Source organism: Dyella sp., from assembly GCF_051954575.1.
GTDB lineage: Bacteria > Pseudomonadota > Gammaproteobacteria > Xanthomonadales > Rhodanobacteraceae > Dyella_B.
Map to the genome: position 1 here is coordinate 72,165 of NZ_JBQCHP010000065.1, position 21,062 is coordinate 93,226.

The window sequence follows — 21,062 nt, forward strand, 5'->3', positions numbered from 1 at the left end:
CCCCATACATGAAGAAATCTTCCCTCGCCGTCGCCCTGCCGGCCCTGGTTCTGACTGGCCTGCTACTTTCCGGCTGCGGCATCTTCCGTTCCGAAAAGGCCTGGCAGACGGCCCAGCAGCAATCGCCGCTGGAAATCCCGCCCGGCATGGATACACCCAACGCCAGCGCTGCGCTGGTGATTCCGCCGCCCGGCGCCAACCGCCCGACCGCCAATGGCGCCACCGCGCGCGTGGGCAATGCGCCCAGCTCCATCACCGACGGCTTCATCCTGGCCGACAACGTCGACGACACCTACCGCCGCGTCGGCGAGGCGCTGAGCAACGGTGAAATCGGCACGCTGCAAAGCCATGACGATGCCGCGCACAGCTACAGCCTCAACGTGATGGCCTCCGATCAGCCGGCCGAAAAGGCGGGCTTCTTCGGCCGCATGTTCGGCCGCGGCAGCAGCGGCGCAAGCGGCCCCAACGTGGCGCCGCGCCAGGTGGTGGTCACGGTCGCCGCCAGCGGACAGGGTTCGAGCGAAGTGCGTGCGCAGGGTGAAGCGGCGGCGGTCGCCAAGGTGGTCGATAGCTTGAAGTCGCGCCTGGGTGGCAAGGGTTGATTAGATCGCGGACCGCAGGTTTGCGATAACGGCGAATTTGCCTCCCCGTCATTCCGGCGCAGGCCGGAATCCAGTTTCAATAAACCGTGCGGAGCACTCGAAACCGGTTTCGTGTCCTTCGGACAGCGTATTTGACCTGGATACCGGCCTGCGCCGGAATGACGGTGAGGCGGGATTAAATTCTCCGGCATACAGGCCGTTTTCCGCACACAAAGAAAAAGGCACTTGCTCGCGCAGTGCCTTTTTTCGTTTCCGCAATGCTAGGGAGTGTGGGGCTTCTCACGCTCCAGCAGCTTCAACTTGTCCGGCTTGCCTTCCCACTCCTTCGCATCCGGCAAGGCGTCCTTGCGCACGGTGATCACGGGCCACTCCTTGGCGAGTTCCTTGTTCAAGGCGGTGAAATGCTCCTGCCCGGCGGGAACGTCGTCCTCCGGATAGATCGCATTGATCGGGCACTCCGGCTCGCACAAGGTGCAGTCGATGCACTCGTCGGGGTTGATCGCCAGGAAATTGGGGCCTTCGTGAAAGGCGTCGACCGGACAGACTTCGACGCAATCGGTGTATTTGCACTTGATGCAATTGTCGGTGACGACGAAGGTCATGCTGCCGTATGCCTCTGGACCGGAAAGACGGACCGTCTTTGGAGGTTGGCGCTCCCAACGAGGTTCGAACTCGTGTTCCCGCCTTGAGAGGGCGGTGTCCTAGACCACTAGACGATGGGAGCGTATTGCTGCGAAGCGCGCTAGTATAGCTGAATCGCCCCGTCCGGCAACGCCTGCACGCGCGCCCTCGCATCCGCTCAAGCACTTGCAGGACAATGCTTACGACCGGTTTCGGATGGTTGCAGCATGCCAGGCATGCTCGGCCAGACCTCCGGATTTGGAACCGCAAGGATTTCGACCGCTTGAACCTCACTCCCACAGTTAGCCCGCATTACTCGCACTCCTCCTGCTGCGGTCGCCTAGCCAGCGGCCGGTCGCGCGCTGCTTCCTCGGGTGAGTTCGACGTACTGTGGAGTACGCCTTCGCTCCCCTTGAGTGCGCATCGCACGTCCGGCCGCAGGCTAGGCCCCCTCGCTACGGAGGGGTGCGAGTAATGCAGGCTGTGAACGACGCCAAGCTTGCCCTGCGCATTTTCCCGCGCGAGCAGCACACGATTTCCCGCAAGAACATCAGCAAGGCGGCCTTGCGCGTGCTCTATCGCCTCAACGAAGCCGGCTACGACGCCTACCTGGTCGGCGGCGCCGTGCGCGACCTCTTGCTGGGCGGGCACCCGAAGGATTTCGACGTGGCCACCAACGCCACGCCGGACGAGGTGAAGAAGCTGTTCCGCAACTGCCGCCTGATCGGCCGCCGTTTCCGCCTGGCGCACGTGGTGTACGGCAACGAGATCATCGAGGTGGCCACCTTCCGCGGCACCAGTGAGGAAGAGGGTGTCGAGGGCGATCGCCACATCGTCGACGGCCGCATCGTGCGCGACAACGTGTGGGGCAGCATCGAGGAAGACGCCATCCGCCGCGACTTCCGCGTCAACGCGATGTACTACGACATCAGCGATTTCTCGGTGCGCGACTACGTCGGCGGCATGCAGGATCTAAAGGATCGCGTACTGCACCTGATCGGCGATCCGGCCACACGCTATCGCGAAGATCCGGTGCGCATGCTGCGCGCCGCGCGCCTGGCGGCCAAGCTGGATTTCCATATCGATCCCTCCGGTTCCGCGCCGTTTGCGGAACTGGGCCCGCTGCTCAGCGGCGTGGCGCCGGCGCGCTTGTTCGACGAATCGCTGAAGATGTTCCTGGCCGGCCACGGACGCAAAAGCTTCCGCATGCTCGAAGAGTGCGGCCTGCTCAAATACATGTTTCCGGCCACCGCGCGCGCGCTCAAGCGCGGCGACGTGGCGCTGCGTTCGCTGATCGAGCGCGGCCTGGAAAACACCGACGCGCGCGTGGTCGAAGGCAAGTCGGTGACGCCGGCGTTCCTGTTCGCGGTGCTGTTGTGGGGCGAGGTGCGCGATCTTGCGCATACCTGGATCACCCACGGCAAGGACGCCAACGAAGCGTGGGCGCGCGCGGCCGTGCACGTGGTGGCCGAGCAATGCCAGCGCGTGGCGATCCCGCGCCGCTTCACCATCACCATGGAAGAGATCTGGTCGCTGCAACCGCGCTTCGAGCAGATCCAGCGCAAGAAAGTATTCCGCCTGCTGGCGCATCCGCGTTTCCGCGCCGCGTTCGATTTCCTGCTGCTGCGCGAAGCCGAATCGCCGGCGATCGGCGAACTCGGTCGCTGGTGGGAGCACGCGCAGCAATTGCCGCATGAAACGCTTGCTGCGGCGCTGCCGCTGCACCAGGCGAATGCGGCGGGGGATATCGAGCCAGTGCGTGCGGCGGCTCCGCGCAAACGCAAGCGCCGCCGCAAGCCCGCCGCCGGCAAATCCGGAACGGCCTGATGCGCGCCTACGTGGCGCTGGGCAGCAATCTCGGCGATTCGCGGCAACACCTGCTGGATGCCATCGAGGCGCTGGCGGCATTGCCGCAGATCGCGGTGATCGCGCGCTCGCGCATTTACCGCACGCCGCCGTGGGGCGTGACCGATCAACCGGATTTTCTCAATGCGGTGCTGGCGCTTGAAACGACGCTGCCGCCGCACGACCTGCTGGACGCCTTGCTGGCCATCGAGCGCGCCGCGGGCCGCCAGCGCAGCGGCGAGCGCTGGGGGCCGCGCACGCTCGATCTGGATCTGCTGCATGTCGCTGGCCAGACTATCAACGATGAACGCCTGACCTTGCCGCATCCGCATATCGCCGATCGCGCCTTCGTGCTGCTGCCGCTGCACGATGTGGCGCCTGAGTTGGACATTCCCGGTCAGGGCAAGGTAGTCGAGCTTCTACGGAACGTTGATGCGCAGGGCTGTACGGCTCTGTAGGCTGGGATGCAATCCCAGCATCGCCATCCACCCCACATGCCGGGATTGCATCCCAGCCTACCTTTCGCTTGAGCGCTGCCCGCTCAACGCCCGATAATTGTTCACCGCAACATTGAAGGAATGCCCGTGTACGTGGAAAACGCCAGCGCTCCTGCCCGCAAGCCGGTCACTGTGCCGAGCCTGCATGCGATGAAGGTGGAAGGGCGCAAGATCGTGATGCTCACCGCGTACGACGCGAGCTTCGCCGCGCAACTGGAGTTCGCCGGTGTCGATATCGCGCTGGTCGGCGATTCGCTCGGCATGGTGGTGCAGGGCCAGCGCAGCACGCTGCCGGTGACGCTCGACCAGATGGCCTACCACACCGGCATGGTGGCGCGCGGCTTGTCCGCCACGCTGCTGGTCACCGACATGCCGTTCATGGCCGATCGCAACGCCGACTACGCGCTGGAAGCCGGCGCGCGACTGGTCGGCGAGGCGGGTGCGGCGATGGTAAAGATCGAAGGCGCAGCGCCGCACATTCTTGAATCGATCCATGCGTTGACCGAACGCGCGATTCCCGTCTGCGCCCATCTCGGGCTTACGCCACAATCCGTGCATAAATTCGGCGGCTACAAGGTGCAGGGTCGCGAGCACGAAGCGGCCGAACGCGTGCTCAGCGAGGCGCTGGCGGTGCAGCAGGCCGGCGCCGACATCCTGGTGCTGGAAGGCGTGCCGACCGCGCTGGGCCACCGCGTCACGCAGGCACTGGACATCCCTGTCATCGGCATCGGCGCTGGCCCGCATTGCGATGGCCAAGTGCTGGTGATTTACGACATGCTGGGCATCACGCCCGGCAAGCGGCCCAAGTTCAGCAAGGATTTCCTTGCCGGCCGCGACTCGGTGCAGGACGCCATCGCCGCCTACGTCGCCGACGTGCGCAGCGGCGCGTTTCCCGCCGCCGAACACGGTTACAACTGAAGAAGACTCATTCATGCAAACGCTTCAAGACGCAGCAGGCCTGCGCGCCACCATTCGCGGCTGGCGCACCCAAGGGCACACGGTCGGCTTCGTGCCGACCATGGGCAACCTGCACGCGGGCCATCACTCGCTGGTGAAGCTGGCGCGCGCGCGTGCCGATCGCGTGGTGGCGAGCGTGTTCGTGAACCCCACGCAGTTCGGCCCGAACGAGGATTTCGAACGCTATCCGCGCACGCTGGCGCAGGATCAGGCCGGCCTGGCCGAATCCGGCTGCGACCTGCTGTTCGCGCCGGACGTGACGACCCTATATCCGTTCGGCGCCGACAAGAGCGTGAGCCTGCACGTGCCGGAACTCACCGATACCCTGGAAGGCGCGCACCGGCCCGGCCATTTCGATGGCGTGGCCACGGTGGTGTGCAAGCTGTTCAACCTGGTGCAGCCGGATATCGCCATCTTCGGTCAGAAGGATTTCCAGCAGCTCAAAGTGATCGAACGCATGGTGCGCGACCTGTCACTGCCGGTGAAGGTGATGGGCGCTCCGACCCAGCGCGCCGACGACGGCCTGGCGCTGAGCTCGCGCAACCAGTACCTGTCGGACGCCGACCGCGCTACCGCGCCGCTGATCTACGAAACCTTGCAGCAGATGCGTGAGCTGATCGCCAAGGGCCACGCGCGCAAGGTAGTGGAGCAGGCGGCGGCATCCAAGCTGGAACGTGCCGGCTTCGTCCCTGATTACGCCGCTATCCGGCGCGCCGAAGACCTCGCCGAGCCGGCCGATGGTGAGCACGAGGGCCTGGTAGCGCTGATCGCCGCCAAGCTGGGCAGCACCCGGCTGATCGATAACCTGTTGTTCGACTGAGCCTTGCGCGGCATTGGGTCGATCCCCACATACCGGCCAGGCGCCGTTGCGGCCATGACCGTTGCGGCAGGATAATAGTGAGCTATGCAGGCAGTTCCTGCTGGAAAAAGTCATGCACCTGAACATGCTCAAGGCGAAGATCCATCGTGCCACCGTGACCCACGCGGAACTGCACTATGAAGGTTCGATCGCCATCGATGGCCTGCTGCTCGACGCGTCGGGTATTCGCGAATACGAACAGATCCACGCCTGGAACATCAACAACGGCAAGCGCTTCGTCACCTATGCGCTGCGCGCCGAAGAAGGCTCCGGCATCATCTCCGTGAACGGCAGCGCCGCGCACCGCGCCAAGCCCGGCGACCTGGTCATCATCGCGGCCTTCGTCCATCTCGACCAGGCGGAAGTGGAGCAATTCCAGCCGACCCTGGTGTACGTGGACAAGGACAACCGCATCAGCCATACCAATCGCTCGATTCCGAAGCAGATGGCTGCCGCCTGACGTAGGTTGGGGTGCAAACCCCAACGTCATCATCTTATGCATCGGGCATGTTGGGGTTTGCACCCCAACCTACGGGTGTCGTGCGAGCGCCCAGGCTACGTGCTCGCGCACCATTGCCGATGGATGCGCCGCCTGCGCCTGCAACGCGCTACGCACGTCTTCTGAGGTGGGCGCATTTCCCAGCGCCACAGCGATATTGCGCAACCAGCCTTCGTAACCGGCGCGGCGAATCGCCATGCCTTCGGTGCGCTTGAGAAACTCCTCTTCGCTCCACGCGAACAGTTCCACCAGCTTGGCGCCATCCAGGCTGTGCCGCGGCGCGAAATCCGGTTCGGTGGCGTCCTGCGCAAACTTGTTCCACGGACAGATCAGCTGGCAATCGTCGCAGCCGAAGATGCGGTTGCCCATCGGTGCGCGCAGTTCTTCCGGGATCGCGCCTTTCAATTCGATCGTGAGATAGGAAATGCAGCGGCGTGCGTCCAGCCGATACGGCGCGACGATCGCTTGCGTCGGGCAGATGTCGATGCATTTCCTGCACGTACCGCAATGCGCGCTGGCCGGTGCGTCGACCGGCAGCGGCAGGTTGGTATACAGCTCGCCCAGGAAGAAATACGAGCCGGCCTGGCGGTGGATCAGCACCGTGTGCTTGCCGATCCAGCCGAGCCCCGCGTTGCGCGCCAGCGCTTTTTCCAGCACTGGCGCGGAATCGACATAGGCGCGATAACCGAAATCACCCACAGCTTCGCGAATGCGTTCGGCCAGCTTCTGCAGGCGGTTGCGCATCAGCTTGTGATAGTCGCGCCCCAAGGCGTAGCGCGCCACGTAGCCGGTCTCGGCATCGCGCAGCACATCCCAGGCGTGCTGGGTGCCGGGCGGCAGGTAATCCATGCGCACCGAAATCACGCGCTGTGTGCCGGGTTCGAGTTCATCCGGGCGGCTGCGCTTGGTGCCATGGCGCGCCATGTAGTCCATGTCGCCGTGGTAGCTGTCGTCCAGCCAGCGCTGGAGGTGCTGTTCGTCCTGTTCCAGCGTCACGCCGCTGATGCCGGCCTCGGCAAAGCCCAGTTCGCGCGCCCAACGTTTGATATCGCGGGCGAGTGCGAGGTAGTCGGGGGCGACGTGCGGGGACATTTGCATAGTGTAGTGCGCTGGCTACTCCCTATAATCCGCCGATGCATGCAGACCGCCACCTTCGCGATCTCTACACCGTCGAGCAGGTTCGCGCACTCGACCGGCGCGCCAATGACGACCTCGGCGTCACCGGCTTCGAGCTGATGAACCGGGCCGCCGCAGCGGCGCTCACCTTCCTGTGCCAGCAATGGCCACAGGCGCGGCGACTGGTGGTGTTCTGTGGCCCGGGCAACAACGGCGGCGATGGCTATCTGCTGGCGAACCTGGCCTATGAAGCGGGCATGGCGGTCGAGGTAATGGAGCTTACCGATACTGCAAGCGGCGATGCGGCGCGCGCGCGTGAAACCTGGCAACGTGGCGCAGGCCTCACGCACCGCTGGCGTCAGGATGCATCGTTGCCGCCGGCCGATGTCTATGTGGATGCGCTCTACGGCACCGGCTTGAACCGCGCGCCGGAATCCGAGGCCAGCGCCTTGATCGAGCGCATCAACGCGGCCAGCATCCCGGTGCTGGCGCTCGATGTACCGTCCGGCGTGAACGCGGATACGGGACATTGCCCGGGCACGGCGATACGTGCGCACGCTACCGTCGGTTTCATCGCGGCCAAGCGCGGTCTTTACACCGGGCAGGCCACCACCAAAACCGGCGCCGTGGTTGCCGATGCGCTCGGCTTGCCTGACATCCTGTGGCAGGGCATGCCAGCCGATGCCGTGCTGCTTGACGCCATGCATCTGGGGCCGCGTTCGCGCGATGCGCACAAGGGCGATAACGGTCACGTGCTGGCGATCGGTGGCGATCACGGCACGGCCGGCGCAATTGGCTTGTGCAGCGAAGCCGCGCTGCGTTGCGGCGCCGGGCTGGTGAGCGTGGCGACGCGCACGGAAAACCTGTTTGCCTTGAACTGTGCGCGTCCGGAATTGATGCCGCATGGCGTGCATGGGCCGCAGGAATTGCAAGCCTTGTTGACGCGCGCCACGGTACTCGCCGTTGGACCGGGATTGGGGCAGGCCGCCTGGGGCCATGCGTTATGGCTCACCGCGCTCGACAGCGGCAAGCCGCTGGTGTTGGATGCCGACGGCTTGAACCTGCTTGCGCAGGAACAACACCGCTTCACCACGCCTGCCGTGCTCACCCCGCATCCAGGCGAGGCGGCGCGGCTGCTCGAAAAGAGCAACGCCGATATACAACAGGATCGCTTTGCCGCGGCGCGCGAGCTGGCGCAGCGCTATGGCGCGGTGATCGTGCTCAAGGGTGCGGGCTCGCTTATCGCGCACCCAGATGGACGTCTAGACGTCTGCACCTGGGGTAATCCCGGCATGGCCAGTGGCGGCATGGGCGACCTGCTCACCGGCGTGATCGCCGCGCTGATGGCGCAGGGCAGCACCGCCTGGGATGCGGCACGCATCGGTGTCGGCCTGCATGCGCGCGCCGGCGACGTCGCCGCACGCAAGGGCGAGCGTGGCCTGCTCGCCACGGATCTCCTGGAACCGCTGCGCGCACTCGGCAACGGCATCGAGCATGAGTGAGCAGCACTGGGAGCTGCCCGATGAAGACGCTACGCGCGCCCTGGGCGCGCAGGTTGCCGGCGCGCCCGACGGCGGCCTGGTGGTCTACCTGCGTGGCGAACTCGGCGCCGGCAAGACCAGCTTCGCCCGGGCCTTGTTGACGGCGCTGGGCGTCGGCGAGCGCATCAAGAGTCCCACCTATAGCCTGGTCGAGGGCTATCAGACCCGCGATGGGCGTCCCGCCTGGCATCTGGATCTCTACCGCATTGCCGATCCCGGCGAACTCGAATGGCTGGGCCTGGACGCGCTGGCCGAGCCAGCGGCGATCGTGTTGGTGGAGTGGCCCGAGCGCGGCCAGGGCGCGCTGCCCGCGGCGGATCTGGAGGCGCATCTGAGCTACAGCGGCGCCGGGCGCCATGCGCGCCTGCAAGCCAAGACCGCGCGCGGCGAACAGGTTCTGGCCCGCCTTGGCTGACAGCTAAGTGCCGGTGCTGCCTGAGAAAACTTAACAATCCCGAGCCTGGCGACAGCCCGCCAAAAATGCGCAGCTTAGGCCCGATAGCTTGAGCGCTCCTGACAAATACCTTGCAGGTTACGGAAATTCAAAGGAAAACCTCTTGCATTCAGGAATGTGGTGAGCTTCAATGCGGCACCATGAGGGGCTATCTCACTCGCATTGGTTGGCTTGCCGGTACCGCGCTGATGGCTGCGGCGCCCGGTTTTGCCCTGCACGCGGCCGAGGTGAGGAACGCCCGCGTCTGGGCCGGTCCCGACTACACGCGCGTGGTGTTCGATCTTTCCGGTCCGGCCAAGTACAAGCTCAGCCAGGACGGCGACCGCATCGTGCTCGACCTGGCCGACAGCCGCGCCGGCGGCAAGTTGACACCCTCTGCGCAAGGACTGTTCAAGTCCCTGGACAGCGCCTCGCAAGGCGATAGGCTGCGTCTGGCGGCCTCGGTAAAGCCGGGTAGCCAGCCCAAGACCTTCGTGCTGGGCCCGTCCGGCCAGGCCGGCTATCGGCTGGTGCTGGATCTTTATCCGGGCGATGGCAAGGCGGCACCCGCCACGCCCGACAAGGCAGGCGGCAGCGCGGTGGCATCCGCCAAGCCGGCGCCAGCCAGTTCCAACGCCAGCACCGGCGATGACAAAGGCGACGCCCCCGCTGCGCCGGTGGTGGTCAATGCCAGCAGCAAGCTTACTTCCCGCAAGGGCGTCACCACCCGCCAGGCGGCGGTGCTGCTGAATAGCCAGCGCCAGGTGGTGGTCGCCGTCGACGCCGGCCACGGCGGCAAGGACCAGGGCGCGCATGGCCCGGACGGCACGCTGGAGAAGAACGTCACGCTCGCCGTAGCGCGCAACCTCGCGGCCTTGATCAACCGCCAGCCGGGCATGAAGGCGGTGCTGACGCGCGATGGCGACTATTTCATTCCGCTCAAGCAGCGCTACGAGATCGCCCGCCAGAACCAGGCGGACCTGTTCGTATCCGTCCACGCCGATTCGTACACCAGCAGTGACGCCCGCGGTTCCTCCGTGTGGGTGCTGTCGCCGCGCGGCAAGAGCTCGGTGGCGGCGCAGGTGCTGGCCGATCGTGAAAACAGTTCCGACCTGATCGGCGGCGTATCGCTGGCGGCCGAGAACGACAGCCTCGCCTCGGTGCTGCTCGACATGCAGCAAGGCTGGGCGGTGCAGGCCAGCGAGACGGTGGCGCAGAACGTGCTGAACGCGCTGTCAGCGCTCGGCCCCACGCATCGCGGCTATGTGGAGCGCGCCAACTTCGTGGTGCTGCGCTCGCCGGACGTGCCCTCGATCCTGGTGGAGACGGCCTTCATCAGCAATCCGACGGAAGAGCGCAAGCTGCGCGACGCGGCCCACCAGCAGCAGCTGGCCAACGCGATCATGAGCGGCGTGAAAGGCTATTTCCTGAGCAACCCGCCGCAGGGTACCTGGTTCGCGATGGAAGCCGCGCGCCGCAAGGGCGTGGTGGTCGATGCCAAGACCGACGCGGTGGCCAGCGTGGACGAGCCTGCCGACAACGACGTGCGCGACATGCACCGCGTTGCCGATGGCGAAACCTTGCGCAGCATCGCCAAGCAGTACGGCGTGAGCGTGGATACGCTCAAGACCGCCAACGGCATCAACAGCAACAGCGTGCGCACCGGCACGATGCTGGTGATCCCGAGCAGCTGACATAGGTTGGGGTGCAAACCCCAACATCGCATGCTTCCCAAGATTGAGCTGTCGGGGTTCGCACCCTGAGGTATCCCCACGTTTTTGCTCGATGATTTCAATAAAATCAGCGAGCTATACATCTTGCACATGATCTTCCAGATTACTGGGCCGTCATTCCCGCTTTCGCGGGAATGACGGCATTTCGGGCACATATGCACCAAACGAAAAAAACGTGGGGATATATCAGGGTGCAAACCCCAACATAGCCATCCATGCATCACGACGTTGGGGTTTGCACCCCAACCTACGAAAAACCCCGGCGCTGCCGGGGTTTTTCGTTTCCTCAATGTCCGCGTCGCGGATCCGAATCGAACGACTGCTGGTGCTCGTGGCGCGCCAGCTTGTGCGTGGCTTCATCCATCTTGTCGCCCAGCGTACGGCGCACGGCGACGTAGAACACGGGAATCAGCAGCAGGCCGAGGAAGGTGGCGAACAGCATGCCGCCGATCACGCCGGTGCCGATCTCGTGGCGGGAGTTGGCGCCGGCGCCGGTCGAGGTCACCAGCGGCAACACGCCGAGGATGAAGGCCATCGAGGTCATCAGGATCGGGCGCAATCGCAGGCGAGCGGCAGTGACCACGGCGTTGAACAGCGTCTGGCCTTCGGCCTGCTGCTCTACCGCGAACTCCACGATCAGGATCGCGTTCTTCGCGGCCAGGCCGATCACCGTCACCATGCCGATCTTGAAGTACATGTCGTTGGGGAAGCCGCGCAGCATGGAGGCGACCACCATGCCCAAGAGGCCCAGCGGTACCACCAGCAGCACCGCCACCGGAATCGACCAGCTTTCGTACAGCGCCGACAAGCACAGGAACACGATGAAGATCGACAGGATCATCAGCAGCGTGGCCGAGTTGCCAGCCAGCAATTCCTGATACGACTGGCCGGTCCAGTCCGCACCGAAGCCGTGGGGCAGGTCGTTGCTGACGATGCCCTGCAGCGTGGCCATGGCCTGGCCGGTGGAGTAGCCCTTGTTGGAATCGCCCACGATTTCGATGGCCGGATAGCCGTTGTAGCGCGTGAGCGAGGGCGCGGCCATGGTCCAGCTGGGATGCACCACGCTGGACAGCGGGATCATGTTGTACGGGCCGTACGGCGAGTTGGTGTTGCTCGACGACGTGCTCGAGGTGGTGCCGGTGCTCAGCGAGCTGGGCGTGTAGATGTGGCTGAGCGCATCCGTATCCATGCGGTACGGCGCATCGGCCTGCACCATCACGCGCTTGACGCGGTCTTCGTAGATGAAGTTGTTGACGTACACCGGCGCCAGCATCAGCTGGATGGCGGAGTACACATCGCTCACCGAAAGCCCAAGCGCACCGGCCTGCACGCGATCCACGGTGAGGTCGTACTGCGGTGCATCCGGCAGGATGTTCGGGCGTGTGCCGAACAGCACGGGGCTTTGCGCCGCCTTGCCCAGCAGCATGCCCATCGCCTGGGCCAGTTCGCCTCGCGATTGACCATTGCGTGCCTGCAGGTACATGTCCAGGCCGCCGAACTGGCTGAGGCCGCGGATGGTCGGCAGGTTCACCACGAAGATCATGGCGTCGCGAATGCCACCGTGCAGCACGCCGTTGGCCTGGCGGATGAAGTCATCGGCGGTGATCGAGCGCTCGCTCCAGTCCTTGAGCTTGATGAACACCATGCCGGCGTTCTCGCTGCGGCCGACGAAGCTGAAGCCGCTGATCTGGTACATGCCCACGTAGTCGTCTTTGAGCGCGCTGTGGTCCAGCGTGTCCTTGACTTCCTTCATCACCTGCTCGGAGCGGGCGAGCGAGGCGCCCGGCGGCAGGCTGACGATGGCCAGCGCAAAGCCCTGGTCTTCGCTGGGCACAAAGCCGGTGGGCAGCTTGGTGTACAGGAAACCGGCCAGCGCGGCGATCAACGCGAACACGATCATCCAGCGCGGCGCATGGCGGATCGCGCTGCCGATATGGCCCTGGTACGTATGCGTGACGCGGTCGAAGATGTTGTTGAAGCCGCGATAGATGAAGTTCTTCTTTTCACCATGCGTGGGCTTGAGGATGGTCGCGCACAGCGCCGGCGTGAACGACAGCGCGAGGAACGCGGAGAAGCCCATCGATACCGCGATGGTCAGCGCGAACTGCTTGTAGATCACGCCGGTGGCGCCCGGCTGCAGCGCGGACGGCACGAACACCGCCGCCAGCACCACCGTGATGGCCACCACTGCGCCGGTGATCTGGCTCATCGCCTTGCGCGTGGCTTCCTTCGGCGGCAGGTTTTCCTCGGTCATGATGCGTTCGACGTTCTCGATCACCACGATCGCGTCGTCCACCACGATACCAATGGCCAGCACCATGCCGAACAGGGTGAGCTGGTTGATGGTGAAGCCCATCGGCGCCAGGCCGATGAAGGTACCCAGCAGCGCTACCGGAATCACCAGCGTGGGAATGACCGTGGCGCGGAAGTTCTGCAGGAAGATCAGCATCACGAAGAAGACGAGGATGATCGCCTCGATCAGCGTGTGCACCACTTCATTGATCGACACGCGCACGAACGGCGTACTGTCGTACGGCGCGAACCAGGTGACGCCCGGCGGGAAATCCTTGGCCAGTTCGTCCATCTTCGCGCGCACAGCCTCGGCCACCTGCAGCGCGTTCGCACCCGGCAGCAATTGCACGCCGAAACCGCCCACCGGCTGGCCGCTCCAGGTGGAGGCGAAGCCGTAGGACTGCGAGCCCAGTTCGATGCGCGCGATGTCCTTCATGCGCACCACGGTGCCATCGGGATTGGCGCGCAGGATGATGTTGCCGAACTCCTCGGGCGTGCGGAACAGGCCTTCGGCCGATACCGAGGCGGTGAAACTCTGTCCGTTGGGCGCGGGATCGGCGCCCAGCGAGCCGGCGGCGAACTGCACGTTCTGCGCCGAGATCGCGTTGCGCACGTCAGTGGCGGAAAGGCCGTAACCCTGCATCTTGTCCGGGTTCAACCACACGCGCATGCCGTACTCGGAACCCACCTGGAAGGTGCTGCCCACGCCGGGAATACGGCCGACCTGGTTGATGACCTGTGAACCGACAATGTCGCTGAGGCGGCCGCTGTCGATCTCCGGATTGCTGGAGATCAGGCCCACGAACATCAGGAAGTCCGGGTTGGCCTTGGCCACCACCACACCCTGCTGGGTCACCGCCGCTGGCAGCTGCGGCTGGGCCAGCGACACCTTGTTTTGCACCTGCACTTGCGCGATGTCCGGGTCGGTACCGGTGGCGAAGCTCAGGGTGATCGAGGCGGTGCCGTTGGAGCTGGAAGCCGAGCTGAAATACAGCAGGTTATCCACGCCGGTGAGCTGCTGCTCGATCACCTTGGTGACGGTATCTTCCATGGTCTGGGCGCTGGCGCCCGGGAAGGTGGCCGTCACCGTGACCTGCGGCGGCGCGATGTTGGGATAAGACTCCACGCCCATGCCCAGCACCGAGATGGTGCCGACCAGGGTGATGAGAATGGCGACCACCCACGCAAAGATGGGACGGTCGATAAAGAAACTCGGCATCAGCGGTCTCCTTACTGCTTGGCGGCGGCAGCAGCGGGGCCTGCCGACGTCTGGTCAGGCTTCCATGGGGTCGCCTTGGCGGGCGCGCCCGGCTTGATGCCCTGGACGCCCGACACGATCACCTGATCGCCCGGTTCCAGGCCGCTGGTGACCACCCAGTCGTGCTCGTGCATGGTGTCGGCGGTGACGCGCTTCTGTGCCACCTTGCCGTCCTTGCCGACCAGCAGGGCGAAGGCGCCGGTCGGGTCGCGCTGGATGCCGGCCTGGGGAATCAGGAACACCTTGTTGAGTTCGCCCATGTGGGCGGTCAGGGTGACGTACATGCCCGGCAGCAGGCGGCGGTCTGGGTTGGGCACCACGGCGCGCAGGTTGATGGCGCCGGTAGTCGGGTTGACCGAGGTGTCGGAGAAGTTGAGCGTGCCTTCCTTCTCATATTTGGCGCCGCTGGGCAGGGTGATCTGCACCGTGGTCTTGTCCTGCTCGGCCAGCTGCACGTTGCCCTTGGCCTGGGCGTGGCGCAGGGTGTCCAGGTCGGCGGCGCCGAGCGTGAAGTTCACGTACAGCGGGTCGAGCTGGTCCACCGTGGTCAGCAAGGTGGCGTTGGCGCCGGCGTCGGTGATGCCGTTGCCGACAATTGCGCCCTCGGTCACCTGCTGCTCGCCGGCGCGGCCGTCGATCGGCGAGGTGACATTGGTGTAACCCAGGTTGACTCGCGCGGTCTCCACGTTCGCTTGGGCCTGACGCACTGCCGCCTGGGCGGAACGCTCGTTGGCTTCATCGGTATCGAGCTGCTGGCGCGAGATATAGCCTTGCGGCACCAGCTGCCGGTCGCGGTTGGCGATCACGTGCGCATTGGTATAGCTGGCCTGGGCCGAAGCCAGCGCCGCCTCGGCATTGGCCAGGGCGGCCTTGTAGGGCACCGGATCGATCTGGAACAGCAACTGCCCCTGTTTCACGTCCGTACCTTCGGTATAGACGCGCTTGAGCAGCACGCCCGAAACGCGGGCGCGCACGTCGGCGCTGCGGAAGGCGGACAGGCGGCCGACCAGGTCCTTGGTCAGCGGCACGGTTTGCGGCTGGGCTTCGATAACCCCGACGGTCGGGGTCGGCATTTGCGGCGGGCCCTGTGTCTTGTTGCTGCAGGCGGCCAGTGCCAGCAGGCTCAGGCACAGCACCGGTGTGCGCATTGGCGTCGACTTCATGAGAACTCCATGACTTGCGTAATCGGGGTAGGGGGCGGGCGCGGCTCGCCCGGTGCCCGGCTGTTCCGGCCGGAAAAGCTTACGTTTAACGGATTGGGGTTTACTTTTTCCTGTGCCGTTTGTCCCGCTGACGGACAATCGATCAAGTATACCGGCCAGTTTACAATTTATTCTTCACGGGAATCCAGCCTTTCGCGAGGATGACTTGCGACACGGGCGCCAACCGGCGGGTTGTGAACGGGGGATGGATCGGCGCGCCTCGGTGCTCCCGCGGAGCAGGCGGCGGCGAGGATGTTCTTGTCATACAACTTCAGCGTTACAGGACGTGCATGGGGTTGCTTCGAGATTCGGATACTTTTGCGAGCATGTCCGTACGCAGCGAAAGCGACGCGTCATGCATCGAGCGGCCACGAACTACAACACGCGTTGCTGCGCTGCCGATAGATTCAATGCAACACGAAGCGTATCCTTCTAAAGCTTTCTGCTCCACATACCCCCATCATCAACTTCTTAAGTAGAAGCCATGAATGCGATCCGTGCGGCCAACGACATTCCCCTCGTGTCTGTCGTATTCGAAGAATTGAAGAAAAGCGGTTATCCGACCAAGCGCCTTGATGAGGCGCAATTTTTTATCGGCGCCTTTTTCGCGCGCATCGCCAGCACCGACGTCGACCTGCATACGCCCGCCGAATGGGCGCAGGTGATCACCGGCCTGCTCGATTTCCTGCAGCAGCGCACGCCGCAGCGCGCCGCGGTGCGCATCACCAGCGCGGCGCATGCGGCGCGCAGCGCGGTGGAAATCGTCACCGACGACATGCCGTTCCTGGTCGACACTGCCAGCATGATCCTGTCCGAACACTCGCCCGTGCACCTGGTGCTGCATCCGGTGGTGAAGGTGACCCGCGACGCCAACGGCCAGCTCCAGGACCTGGGCGACGAAAATGGCGCGTCCGAATCGGTGATGCATTTCGAAGTGGACAGCATCCTGGACGAATCCATCCAGGCACAGCTGAAGACGCGCATCGAAGATGCCCTGGAAGACGTGCGCGCGGCCGTGCGCGACTGGCGCGCAATGCGCGACAAGGCGCTGGCCATCGCGGCCGACCTGCCCAGCCGCAAGCTGCCGCTCGATGCCGCCGCGGTGAACGAAGCGAGCGAATTCCTGCGCTGGCTGGCGGATGACAACTTCACCTTCCTGGGTTACCGCGAATACGAAGTGGCCAAGTCCGGTGACGACGAAGTGCTGCGCCCGGTCGAGGAATCGGGCTTGGGCATCCTGCACAAGAGCGAACGCTCGGTGGCGCTGCGCTCGCTGCGTTCGCTGGCCGCGCATGATCTTCCGCAGTCCGGTGCGTACGACGCCATCATCCTCACCAAGACCAACGCGCGCTCGCACGTGCATCGCGCCGGCAACATGGACTACGTGGGCGTGCTCAAGTTCGACGCCTACGGCAAACCGGTTTCCGAACAGCGTTTCCTCGGCCTGTTCACCTCCAACGCCTACATGACGCGCACGCAGGACATGCCGCTGGTGCGCCAGCGCGTGGAGGCGGTGATGGCGCGCTCGGGCCTGAAGCGCGATGCGTATTCCGGCAAGGCGCTGCGCCACATCCTGGAAACGCTGCCGCCGGAAGAACTGTTCCAGAGCACCGAAGACGAACTGTTCGCCACCGCCACCGGCATTCTCGAACTGCAGCAGCGCGCCCGCACGCGATTGTTCGTGCGCCGCGACCGCTACGGTCGCTTCTTCACCTGCCTGGTGTTCGTGCCGCGCGAACGCTTCAACACTTCGGTGCGCGAGCGCATCGAAGCGATGCTGCGCGAGGTGTTCCACGGCGAGAGCCTGGATTCCAACGTGCTGATGGGCGAGTCGGCGCTGGCGCGCCTGCACGTCACCGTGCGCCCGCACCTGGGCGAACATCCCAGGTTCAACCTGCAGGAGCTGGAAACGCGCCTACTGCACATCGTGCGCAACTGGCACGACGGCCTGCGCGACAGCCTGATCGGCCATGCCGGCGCGGCGCAGGGCGTGGCGCTGTTCAACCGTTTCGACAAACTGCTGCCGGCCGGCTACATCGAAGACGTGGCGCCGGAACAGGCCGCACTGGATGTGATCGCGCTCACCGCGCTCAAGAGCGACGATTCGATCCATTTGCATTTGTACGAAGACGCGCGCGACCAGAGCCTGCGCTTCAAGGTGATCCACGTCGGCGCGCCGATCTCGCTGTCCGACGCGTTGCCGATGCTGGAAAACATGGGTGTACGCATGCTCGCCGAGCATGTCTACACGCTGGAAAGCGAAGGCCGCACGCTCACCATCCACGACTTCGAGCTGAAAACCAAGGCGCCGCTGGCGTTCGACCTGGCGCATCTCCGCGACCGTTTCGAACGGGGTTTCGAAGCGCTGTGGCGCCACGAGGCCGAAAGCGACGGCTTCAACAATCTCGTGCTGCTGGCCCAGGCCGACTGGCGCCAGGTGGCGATGCTGCGCGGCTACTGCAAATACCTGCAGCAGGTAGGCATCGCATTCTCGCAGAGCTACATGGAAGAAACGCTGATCCGCTACCCGGCCATTGCCGGCCTGCTGATCGAGCTGTTCAACGCCAAGTTCGATCCGCGCCGCGAACTGCTTTCCGCCGGTGAGCTGGAGCGTGCGCAATCGGACCTGCGCCGCGAGATGCAGGCGCTGATTCCGGCCGATACGCAAAAGGCCAAGCCCGAGCTGATCGACGACATCGTCAACACCCTGGCCGACAAGCGCGATCAGCAGATCCATGCGCTGTGGCAGGCGCTGAAGTCGCTGCTGGACGACGTCGCCAGCCTGGACGACGAGCGCATCGTGCTCAGTTTCATGAATACGATCCGCGCCACGCTGCGTACCAATTTCTTCCAGAAGTGGGACGGCGCGCACCGTCACTACATCAGCTTCAAGTTCGACTCCAAGCAGGTGCCGGATGCACCCAAGCCAGTGCCGTATCGCGAGATCTTCGTGTATTCGCCGCGCGTGGAAGGTATCCATCTGCGCTTCGGTCCGGTGGCGCGCGGCGGTTTGCGCTGGTCCGATCGTCGCGAGGATTTCCGCACCGAAGTGCTGGGCCTGGTGAAGGCGCAGATGGTGAAGAACACGGTGATCGTGCCGGTGGGTTCGAAGGGTGGCTTCTTCGTCAAGCATCCGCCCGTCGGTGGGGATCGCGACGCGCAGCTGGCCGAAGGCATCGCCTGCTATCGCCTGTTCATCAACGGCCTGCTCGACATCACCGACAACCTGGTGGAAGGCAAGGTGGTGCCGCCGCACGACCTGGTGCGTCACGATGATGACGATCCGTACCTGGTGGTAGCGGCCGACAAGGGCACCGCGACGTTCTCCGATATCGCCAACGCCATCTCCATTGAGCACGGTTTCTGGCTGGGCGATGCGTTCGCCTCCGGCGGTTCCAACGGCTACGACCACAAGGGCATGGGCATCACCGCCAAGGGCGCGTGGGAATCGGTGAAGCGCCACTTCCGTGCGCTGGGCCGCGACTGCCAGAGCGAGGATTTCACCTGCGTGGGCATCGGCGACATGTCCGGCGACGTGTTCGGCAACGGCATGTTGCTGTCGCGGCATATCCGGCTGCTGGCCGCGTTCGATCATCGCCATATCTTCCTCGATCCGGATCCGGATACGGCCAAGTCCTTCGCCGAGCGCGAGCGCATGTTCAAGCTGCCGCGTTCGAGCTGGGACGACTACGACAAGTCGCTGATCTCCGCCGGCGGCGGCGTGTGGCCGCGCAGCGTGAAGTCGATTCCGATTTCGCCGGAAGTGCGCGCGGCGCTGGGCCTGAGGGGCGATGTGCAGCATCTCTCGCCGAACGAGTTGATGAGCACGATCCTCAAGGCGCCGGTGGATCTGTTGTGGAACGGCGGCATCGGCACCTATGTGAAAGCCACCAGCGAAACGCATGGCGACGTCGGCGACCGCGCCAACAACGCGCTGCGCATCAATGGTGCAGAACTGCGCTGCAAGATGGTGGGCGAGGGTGGCAACCTGGGCTGCACGCAGAAGGGGCGTATCGAAGCGGCGCAGCACGGCGTGCTGCTCAACACCGACTTCATCGACAACTCCGCCGGCGTGGACACGTCCGACCACGAGGTGAACATCAAGATCCTGCTTGGCGACGCCGTGCAGCGCGCCGAGATGACCACCGATGATCGCAATCGCCTGCTCGCCACCATGACCGACGAAGTCGGCCAATTGGTGCTGTGGGACAACTACCGCCAGAACCAGGCCATCACGCTGATGGAACGCCAGTCGGTGAAACGCCTGGGCTCGATGGCGCACTTCATCCGCACGCTGGAAAGCGAAGGCCTGCTCGATCGCCAGGTGGAAAACCTGCCCAGCGAAAGCGAGCTCGCCGACCGCAAGGCGCGCGGACAGGGCCTGACGCGCCCGGAGTTGTCGGTGCTGTTGTCGTACGACAAGATCCGCCTGTATCAGCAACTACTCGATTCGGATGTGCCGGAAGACCCGTACTTGTCCAAGGAACTGGTGCGCTACTTCCCGCGCCCCTTGCATGAGAAATACGCCGCGCACATGCAGCGTCATCGCCTGAAGCGCGAGATCATCGCTACCGCGGTGACCAACTCCACCCTCAACCGCATGGGCGCCACCTTCATGATGCGCATGCAGGAAGACACCGGGCAGGGGCCTGCGGCGGTCGCCAAGGCGTATACCGCGGCGCGCGAAATTCTCGGTGCGCGCGACCTGTGGGCGGATATCGAGGCGCAGGACAGCAAGGTGGCCGAAAACACCCAGGTCGATGCGGTGATGCAGATCTGGTCGATGCTGCGCCATCTCACGCGCTGGCTGCTCAATCGTCCGGGCGGCACGCTGGACATTGCCGCGAACGTGGAGCGCTACCAGTCCGCCGTGGCCGAACTCAGCAATACGCTTCCACAGGCGTTGACACCCGCCGGCAAGGCAGACTTCGCCACCAGCCAGGAGAAATGGGAAGGCCTGGGGTTGCCCACTGACCTGGCGCTGCGCCTGGCCAAGCTGCCGGAACTGCGCGCCATGCTCGATATGGTGGAAGTGGCGCAGCAGACCGGCCAGCCGATCGCCAAGGTCGCCAACGTGTTCTTCGAACTGGGCCACACGCTGGACCTGGAATGGCTGCGCGGTCAGATCGAAGCGCTGCCGGTGGAAGGCCACTGGCATGCGCAGGCACGCGGCTCGCTGCTGGATGAACTCAACCATCAGCATCGCGCCCTGGCCACCCAGGTGCTGGCGTTCAACGGCGGTGGCAGTGAGGTGTCGCCGGTGCAGGCATGGCTCAACCGCGACGATCCCACCTTGAAGTACACCCGCAGCATGCTCGCGGAAATCCTCACCCAGAACGCGGATTACCCGATCGCTTCGGTGGCGGTGCGCCGCCTGGCGCAGTTGGCGCAGGTGCCGGTGTAATTTCGCACTTGCCGAAACAGCTCCCTCCCCTACGTGCAGTAGGGGAGGGTTGGGGTGGGGTGAAGCAATCTCGCGGTGAGCTCAAACAGCACTGCAAGCGCAAGCAACCCCAGCCCGGCCCTCCCCTGCAGACAGGGGAGGGAGCAAAGCGCAACGAATAGTCAGTTTGCTCCACCTGTCGTAAGCTCGATCGACCAACGCTT

General features: G+C 64.6%; 14 protein-coding genes and 1 tRNA gene. 10 read left to right on the forward strand and 5 right to left on the reverse strand.

Annotated features, from left to right (window positions below):
* The first annotated feature begins 8 nt into the window (after positions 1-8).
* Positions 9-602 (forward strand): hypothetical protein, encoded by a 594-nt coding sequence (locus ACTHNE_RS08810; RefSeq protein ID WP_440269051.1) that lies wholly within the window; start codon positions 9-11, stop codon positions 600-602.
* Between the two features lie 260 nt (positions 603-862).
* On the opposite strand, the gene fdxA is transcribed toward ACTHNE_RS08810, so the two are convergent.
* Positions 863-1,204, reverse strand: coding sequence for a ferredoxin FdxA (gene fdxA / locus ACTHNE_RS08815; protein WP_440269052.1), 342 nt, complete (start codon positions 1,202-1,204; stop codon positions 863-865).
* A 46-nt stretch (positions 1,205-1,250) separates the two neighbouring features.
* Positions 1,251-1,326 (reverse strand) — tRNA-Glu (locus ACTHNE_RS08820).
* Between the two features lie 371 nt (positions 1,327-1,697).
* Between ACTHNE_RS08820 and pcnB the strand changes: the two genes are divergently transcribed.
* The 5 genes from pcnB (at position 1,698) to panD (ending at position 5,841) form a co-directional block, all read left to right on the forward strand.
* Complete coding sequence (gene pcnB, locus ACTHNE_RS08825) at positions 1,698-3,050, forward strand: polynucleotide adenylyltransferase PcnB (RefSeq protein ID WP_440269053.1); 1,353 nt, start codon at positions 1,698-1,700, stop codon at positions 3,048-3,050.
* Entirely contained in the window at positions 3,047-3,526 is a 480-nt protein-coding gene (gene folK, locus ACTHNE_RS08830) for a 2-amino-4-hydroxy-6-hydroxymethyldihydropteridine diphosphokinase (RefSeq protein ID WP_440269082.1), read from the forward strand. Before pcnB ends, folK begins: the two co-directional genes overlap by 4 nt.
* Before the next feature lie 120 nt (positions 3,527-3,646).
* Positions 3,647-4,483 (forward strand): 3-methyl-2-oxobutanoate hydroxymethyltransferase, encoded by an 837-nt coding sequence (gene panB, locus ACTHNE_RS08835; RefSeq protein ID WP_440269054.1) that lies wholly within the window; start codon positions 3,647-3,649, stop codon positions 4,481-4,483.
* A 13-nt stretch (positions 4,484-4,496) separates the two neighbouring features.
* Positions 4,497-5,342, forward strand: a complete 846-nt coding sequence (gene panC, locus ACTHNE_RS08840) for a pantoate--beta-alanine ligase (protein ID WP_440269055.1) — start codon at positions 4,497-4,499, stop codon at positions 5,340-5,342.
* Positions 5,343-5,454: 112 nt separating this feature from the next.
* A complete protein-coding gene (panD, locus tag ACTHNE_RS08845; RefSeq protein WP_440269056.1) occupies positions 5,455-5,841 on the forward strand; it encodes an aspartate 1-decarboxylase in 387 nt (128 codons plus the stop codon).
* 69 nt (positions 5,842-5,910) lie between these two features.
* On the opposite strand, the gene queG is transcribed toward panD, so the two are convergent.
* Positions 5,911-6,972 carry a tRNA epoxyqueuosine(34) reductase QueG gene (gene queG / locus ACTHNE_RS08850; RefSeq protein ID WP_440269057.1) on the reverse strand — a complete coding sequence of 354 codons (1,062 nt, stop codon included), beginning with the start codon at positions 6,970-6,972 and terminating at the stop codon, positions 5,911-5,913.
* Positions 6,973-7,013: 41 nt separating this feature from the next.
* On the opposite strand from queG, the gene ACTHNE_RS08855 reads away from it, so the two are divergent.
* From ACTHNE_RS08855 to ACTHNE_RS08865, 3 genes are all read left to right on the forward strand, one after another.
* Complete coding sequence (locus tag ACTHNE_RS08855) at positions 7,014-8,498, forward strand: NAD(P)H-hydrate dehydratase (RefSeq protein ID WP_324944322.1); 1,485 nt, start codon at positions 7,014-7,016, stop codon at positions 8,496-8,498.
* Positions 8,491-8,952: a tRNA (adenosine(37)-N6)-threonylcarbamoyltransferase complex ATPase subunit type 1 TsaE gene (tsaE, locus tag ACTHNE_RS08860; protein WP_324944325.1), complete on the forward strand. Its 462-nt coding sequence runs from the start codon at positions 8,491-8,493 to the stop codon at positions 8,950-8,952. Before ACTHNE_RS08855 ends, tsaE begins: the two co-directional genes overlap by 8 nt.
* 179 nt (positions 8,953-9,131) lie before the next feature.
* Positions 9,132-10,664, forward strand: a complete 1,533-nt coding sequence (locus tag ACTHNE_RS08865) for an N-acetylmuramoyl-L-alanine amidase (RefSeq protein ID WP_324944328.1) — start codon at positions 9,132-9,134, stop codon at positions 10,662-10,664.
* Positions 10,665-10,989: 325 nt separating this feature from the next.
* Here ACTHNE_RS08865 and ACTHNE_RS08870 read toward each other — a convergent pair whose 3' ends face one another.
* Positions 10,990-14,214, reverse strand: coding sequence for a multidrug efflux RND transporter permease subunit (locus ACTHNE_RS08870; protein WP_440269058.1), 3,225 nt, complete (start codon positions 14,212-14,214; stop codon positions 10,990-10,992).
* An 11-nt stretch (positions 14,215-14,225) separates the two neighbouring features.
* The gene (locus ACTHNE_RS08875) at positions 14,226-15,416 is read right to left on the reverse strand and encodes an efflux RND transporter periplasmic adaptor subunit (protein ID WP_440269059.1); all 1,191 of its coding nucleotides are present in this window, start codon (positions 15,414-15,416) and stop codon (positions 14,226-14,228) included.
* Positions 15,417-15,939: 523 nt separating this feature from the next.
* On the opposite strand from ACTHNE_RS08875, the gene ACTHNE_RS08880 reads away from it, so the two are divergent.
* On the forward strand, positions 15,940-20,859 hold the full coding sequence (locus ACTHNE_RS08880) for an NAD-glutamate dehydrogenase (protein WP_440269060.1): 4,920 nt from the start codon (positions 15,940-15,942) through the stop codon (positions 20,857-20,859).
* Positions 20,860-21,062: the final 203 nt, after the last annotated feature.

What these genes read in the sequence shown, in the direction of transcription:
- tsaE (WP_324944325.1), top strand. Translation starts at nt 8,491, where the DNA reads ATGAGTGAGCAGCACTGGGAGCTGCCCGATGAAGACGCTACGCGCGCC.
- panB (WP_440269054.1), top strand. Translation starts at nt 3,647, where the DNA reads ATGCCCGTGTACGTGGAAAACGCCAGCGCTCCTGCCCGCAAGCCGGTC.
- pcnB (WP_440269053.1), top strand. Translation starts at nt 1,698, where the DNA reads ATGCAGGCTGTGAACGACGCCAAGCTTGCCCTGCGCATTTTCCCGCGC.
- ACTHNE_RS08865 (WP_324944328.1), top strand. Translation starts at nt 9,132, where the DNA reads ATGAGGGGCTATCTCACTCGCATTGGTTGGCTTGCCGGTACCGCGCTG.
- fdxA (WP_440269052.1), bottom strand. Translation starts at nt 1,204, where the DNA reads ATGACCTTCGTCGTCACCGACAATTGCATCAAGTGCAAATACACCGAT.
- panD (WP_440269056.1), top strand. Translation starts at nt 5,455, where the DNA reads ATGCACCTGAACATGCTCAAGGCGAAGATCCATCGTGCCACCGTGACC.
- ACTHNE_RS08810 (WP_440269051.1), top strand. Translation starts at nt 9, where the DNA reads ATGAAGAAATCTTCCCTCGCCGTCGCCCTGCCGGCCCTGGTTCTGACT.
- ACTHNE_RS08870 (WP_440269058.1), bottom strand. Translation starts at nt 14,214, where the DNA reads ATGCCGAGTTTCTTTATCGACCGTCCCATCTTTGCGTGGGTGGTCGCC.
- ACTHNE_RS08855 (WP_324944322.1), top strand. Translation starts at nt 7,014, where the DNA reads ATGCATGCAGACCGCCACCTTCGCGATCTCTACACCGTCGAGCAGGTT.
- ACTHNE_RS08880 (WP_440269060.1), top strand. Translation starts at nt 15,940, where the DNA reads ATGAATGCGATCCGTGCGGCCAACGACATTCCCCTCGTGTCTGTCGTA.
- ACTHNE_RS08875 (WP_440269059.1), bottom strand. Translation starts at nt 15,416, where the DNA reads ATGAAGTCGACGCCAATGCGCACACCGGTGCTGTGCCTGAGCCTGCTG.
- panC (WP_440269055.1), top strand. Translation starts at nt 4,497, where the DNA reads ATGCAAACGCTTCAAGACGCAGCAGGCCTGCGCGCCACCATTCGCGGC.
- queG (WP_440269057.1), bottom strand. Translation starts at nt 6,972, where the DNA reads ATGTCCCCGCACGTCGCCCCCGACTACCTCGCACTCGCCCGCGATATC.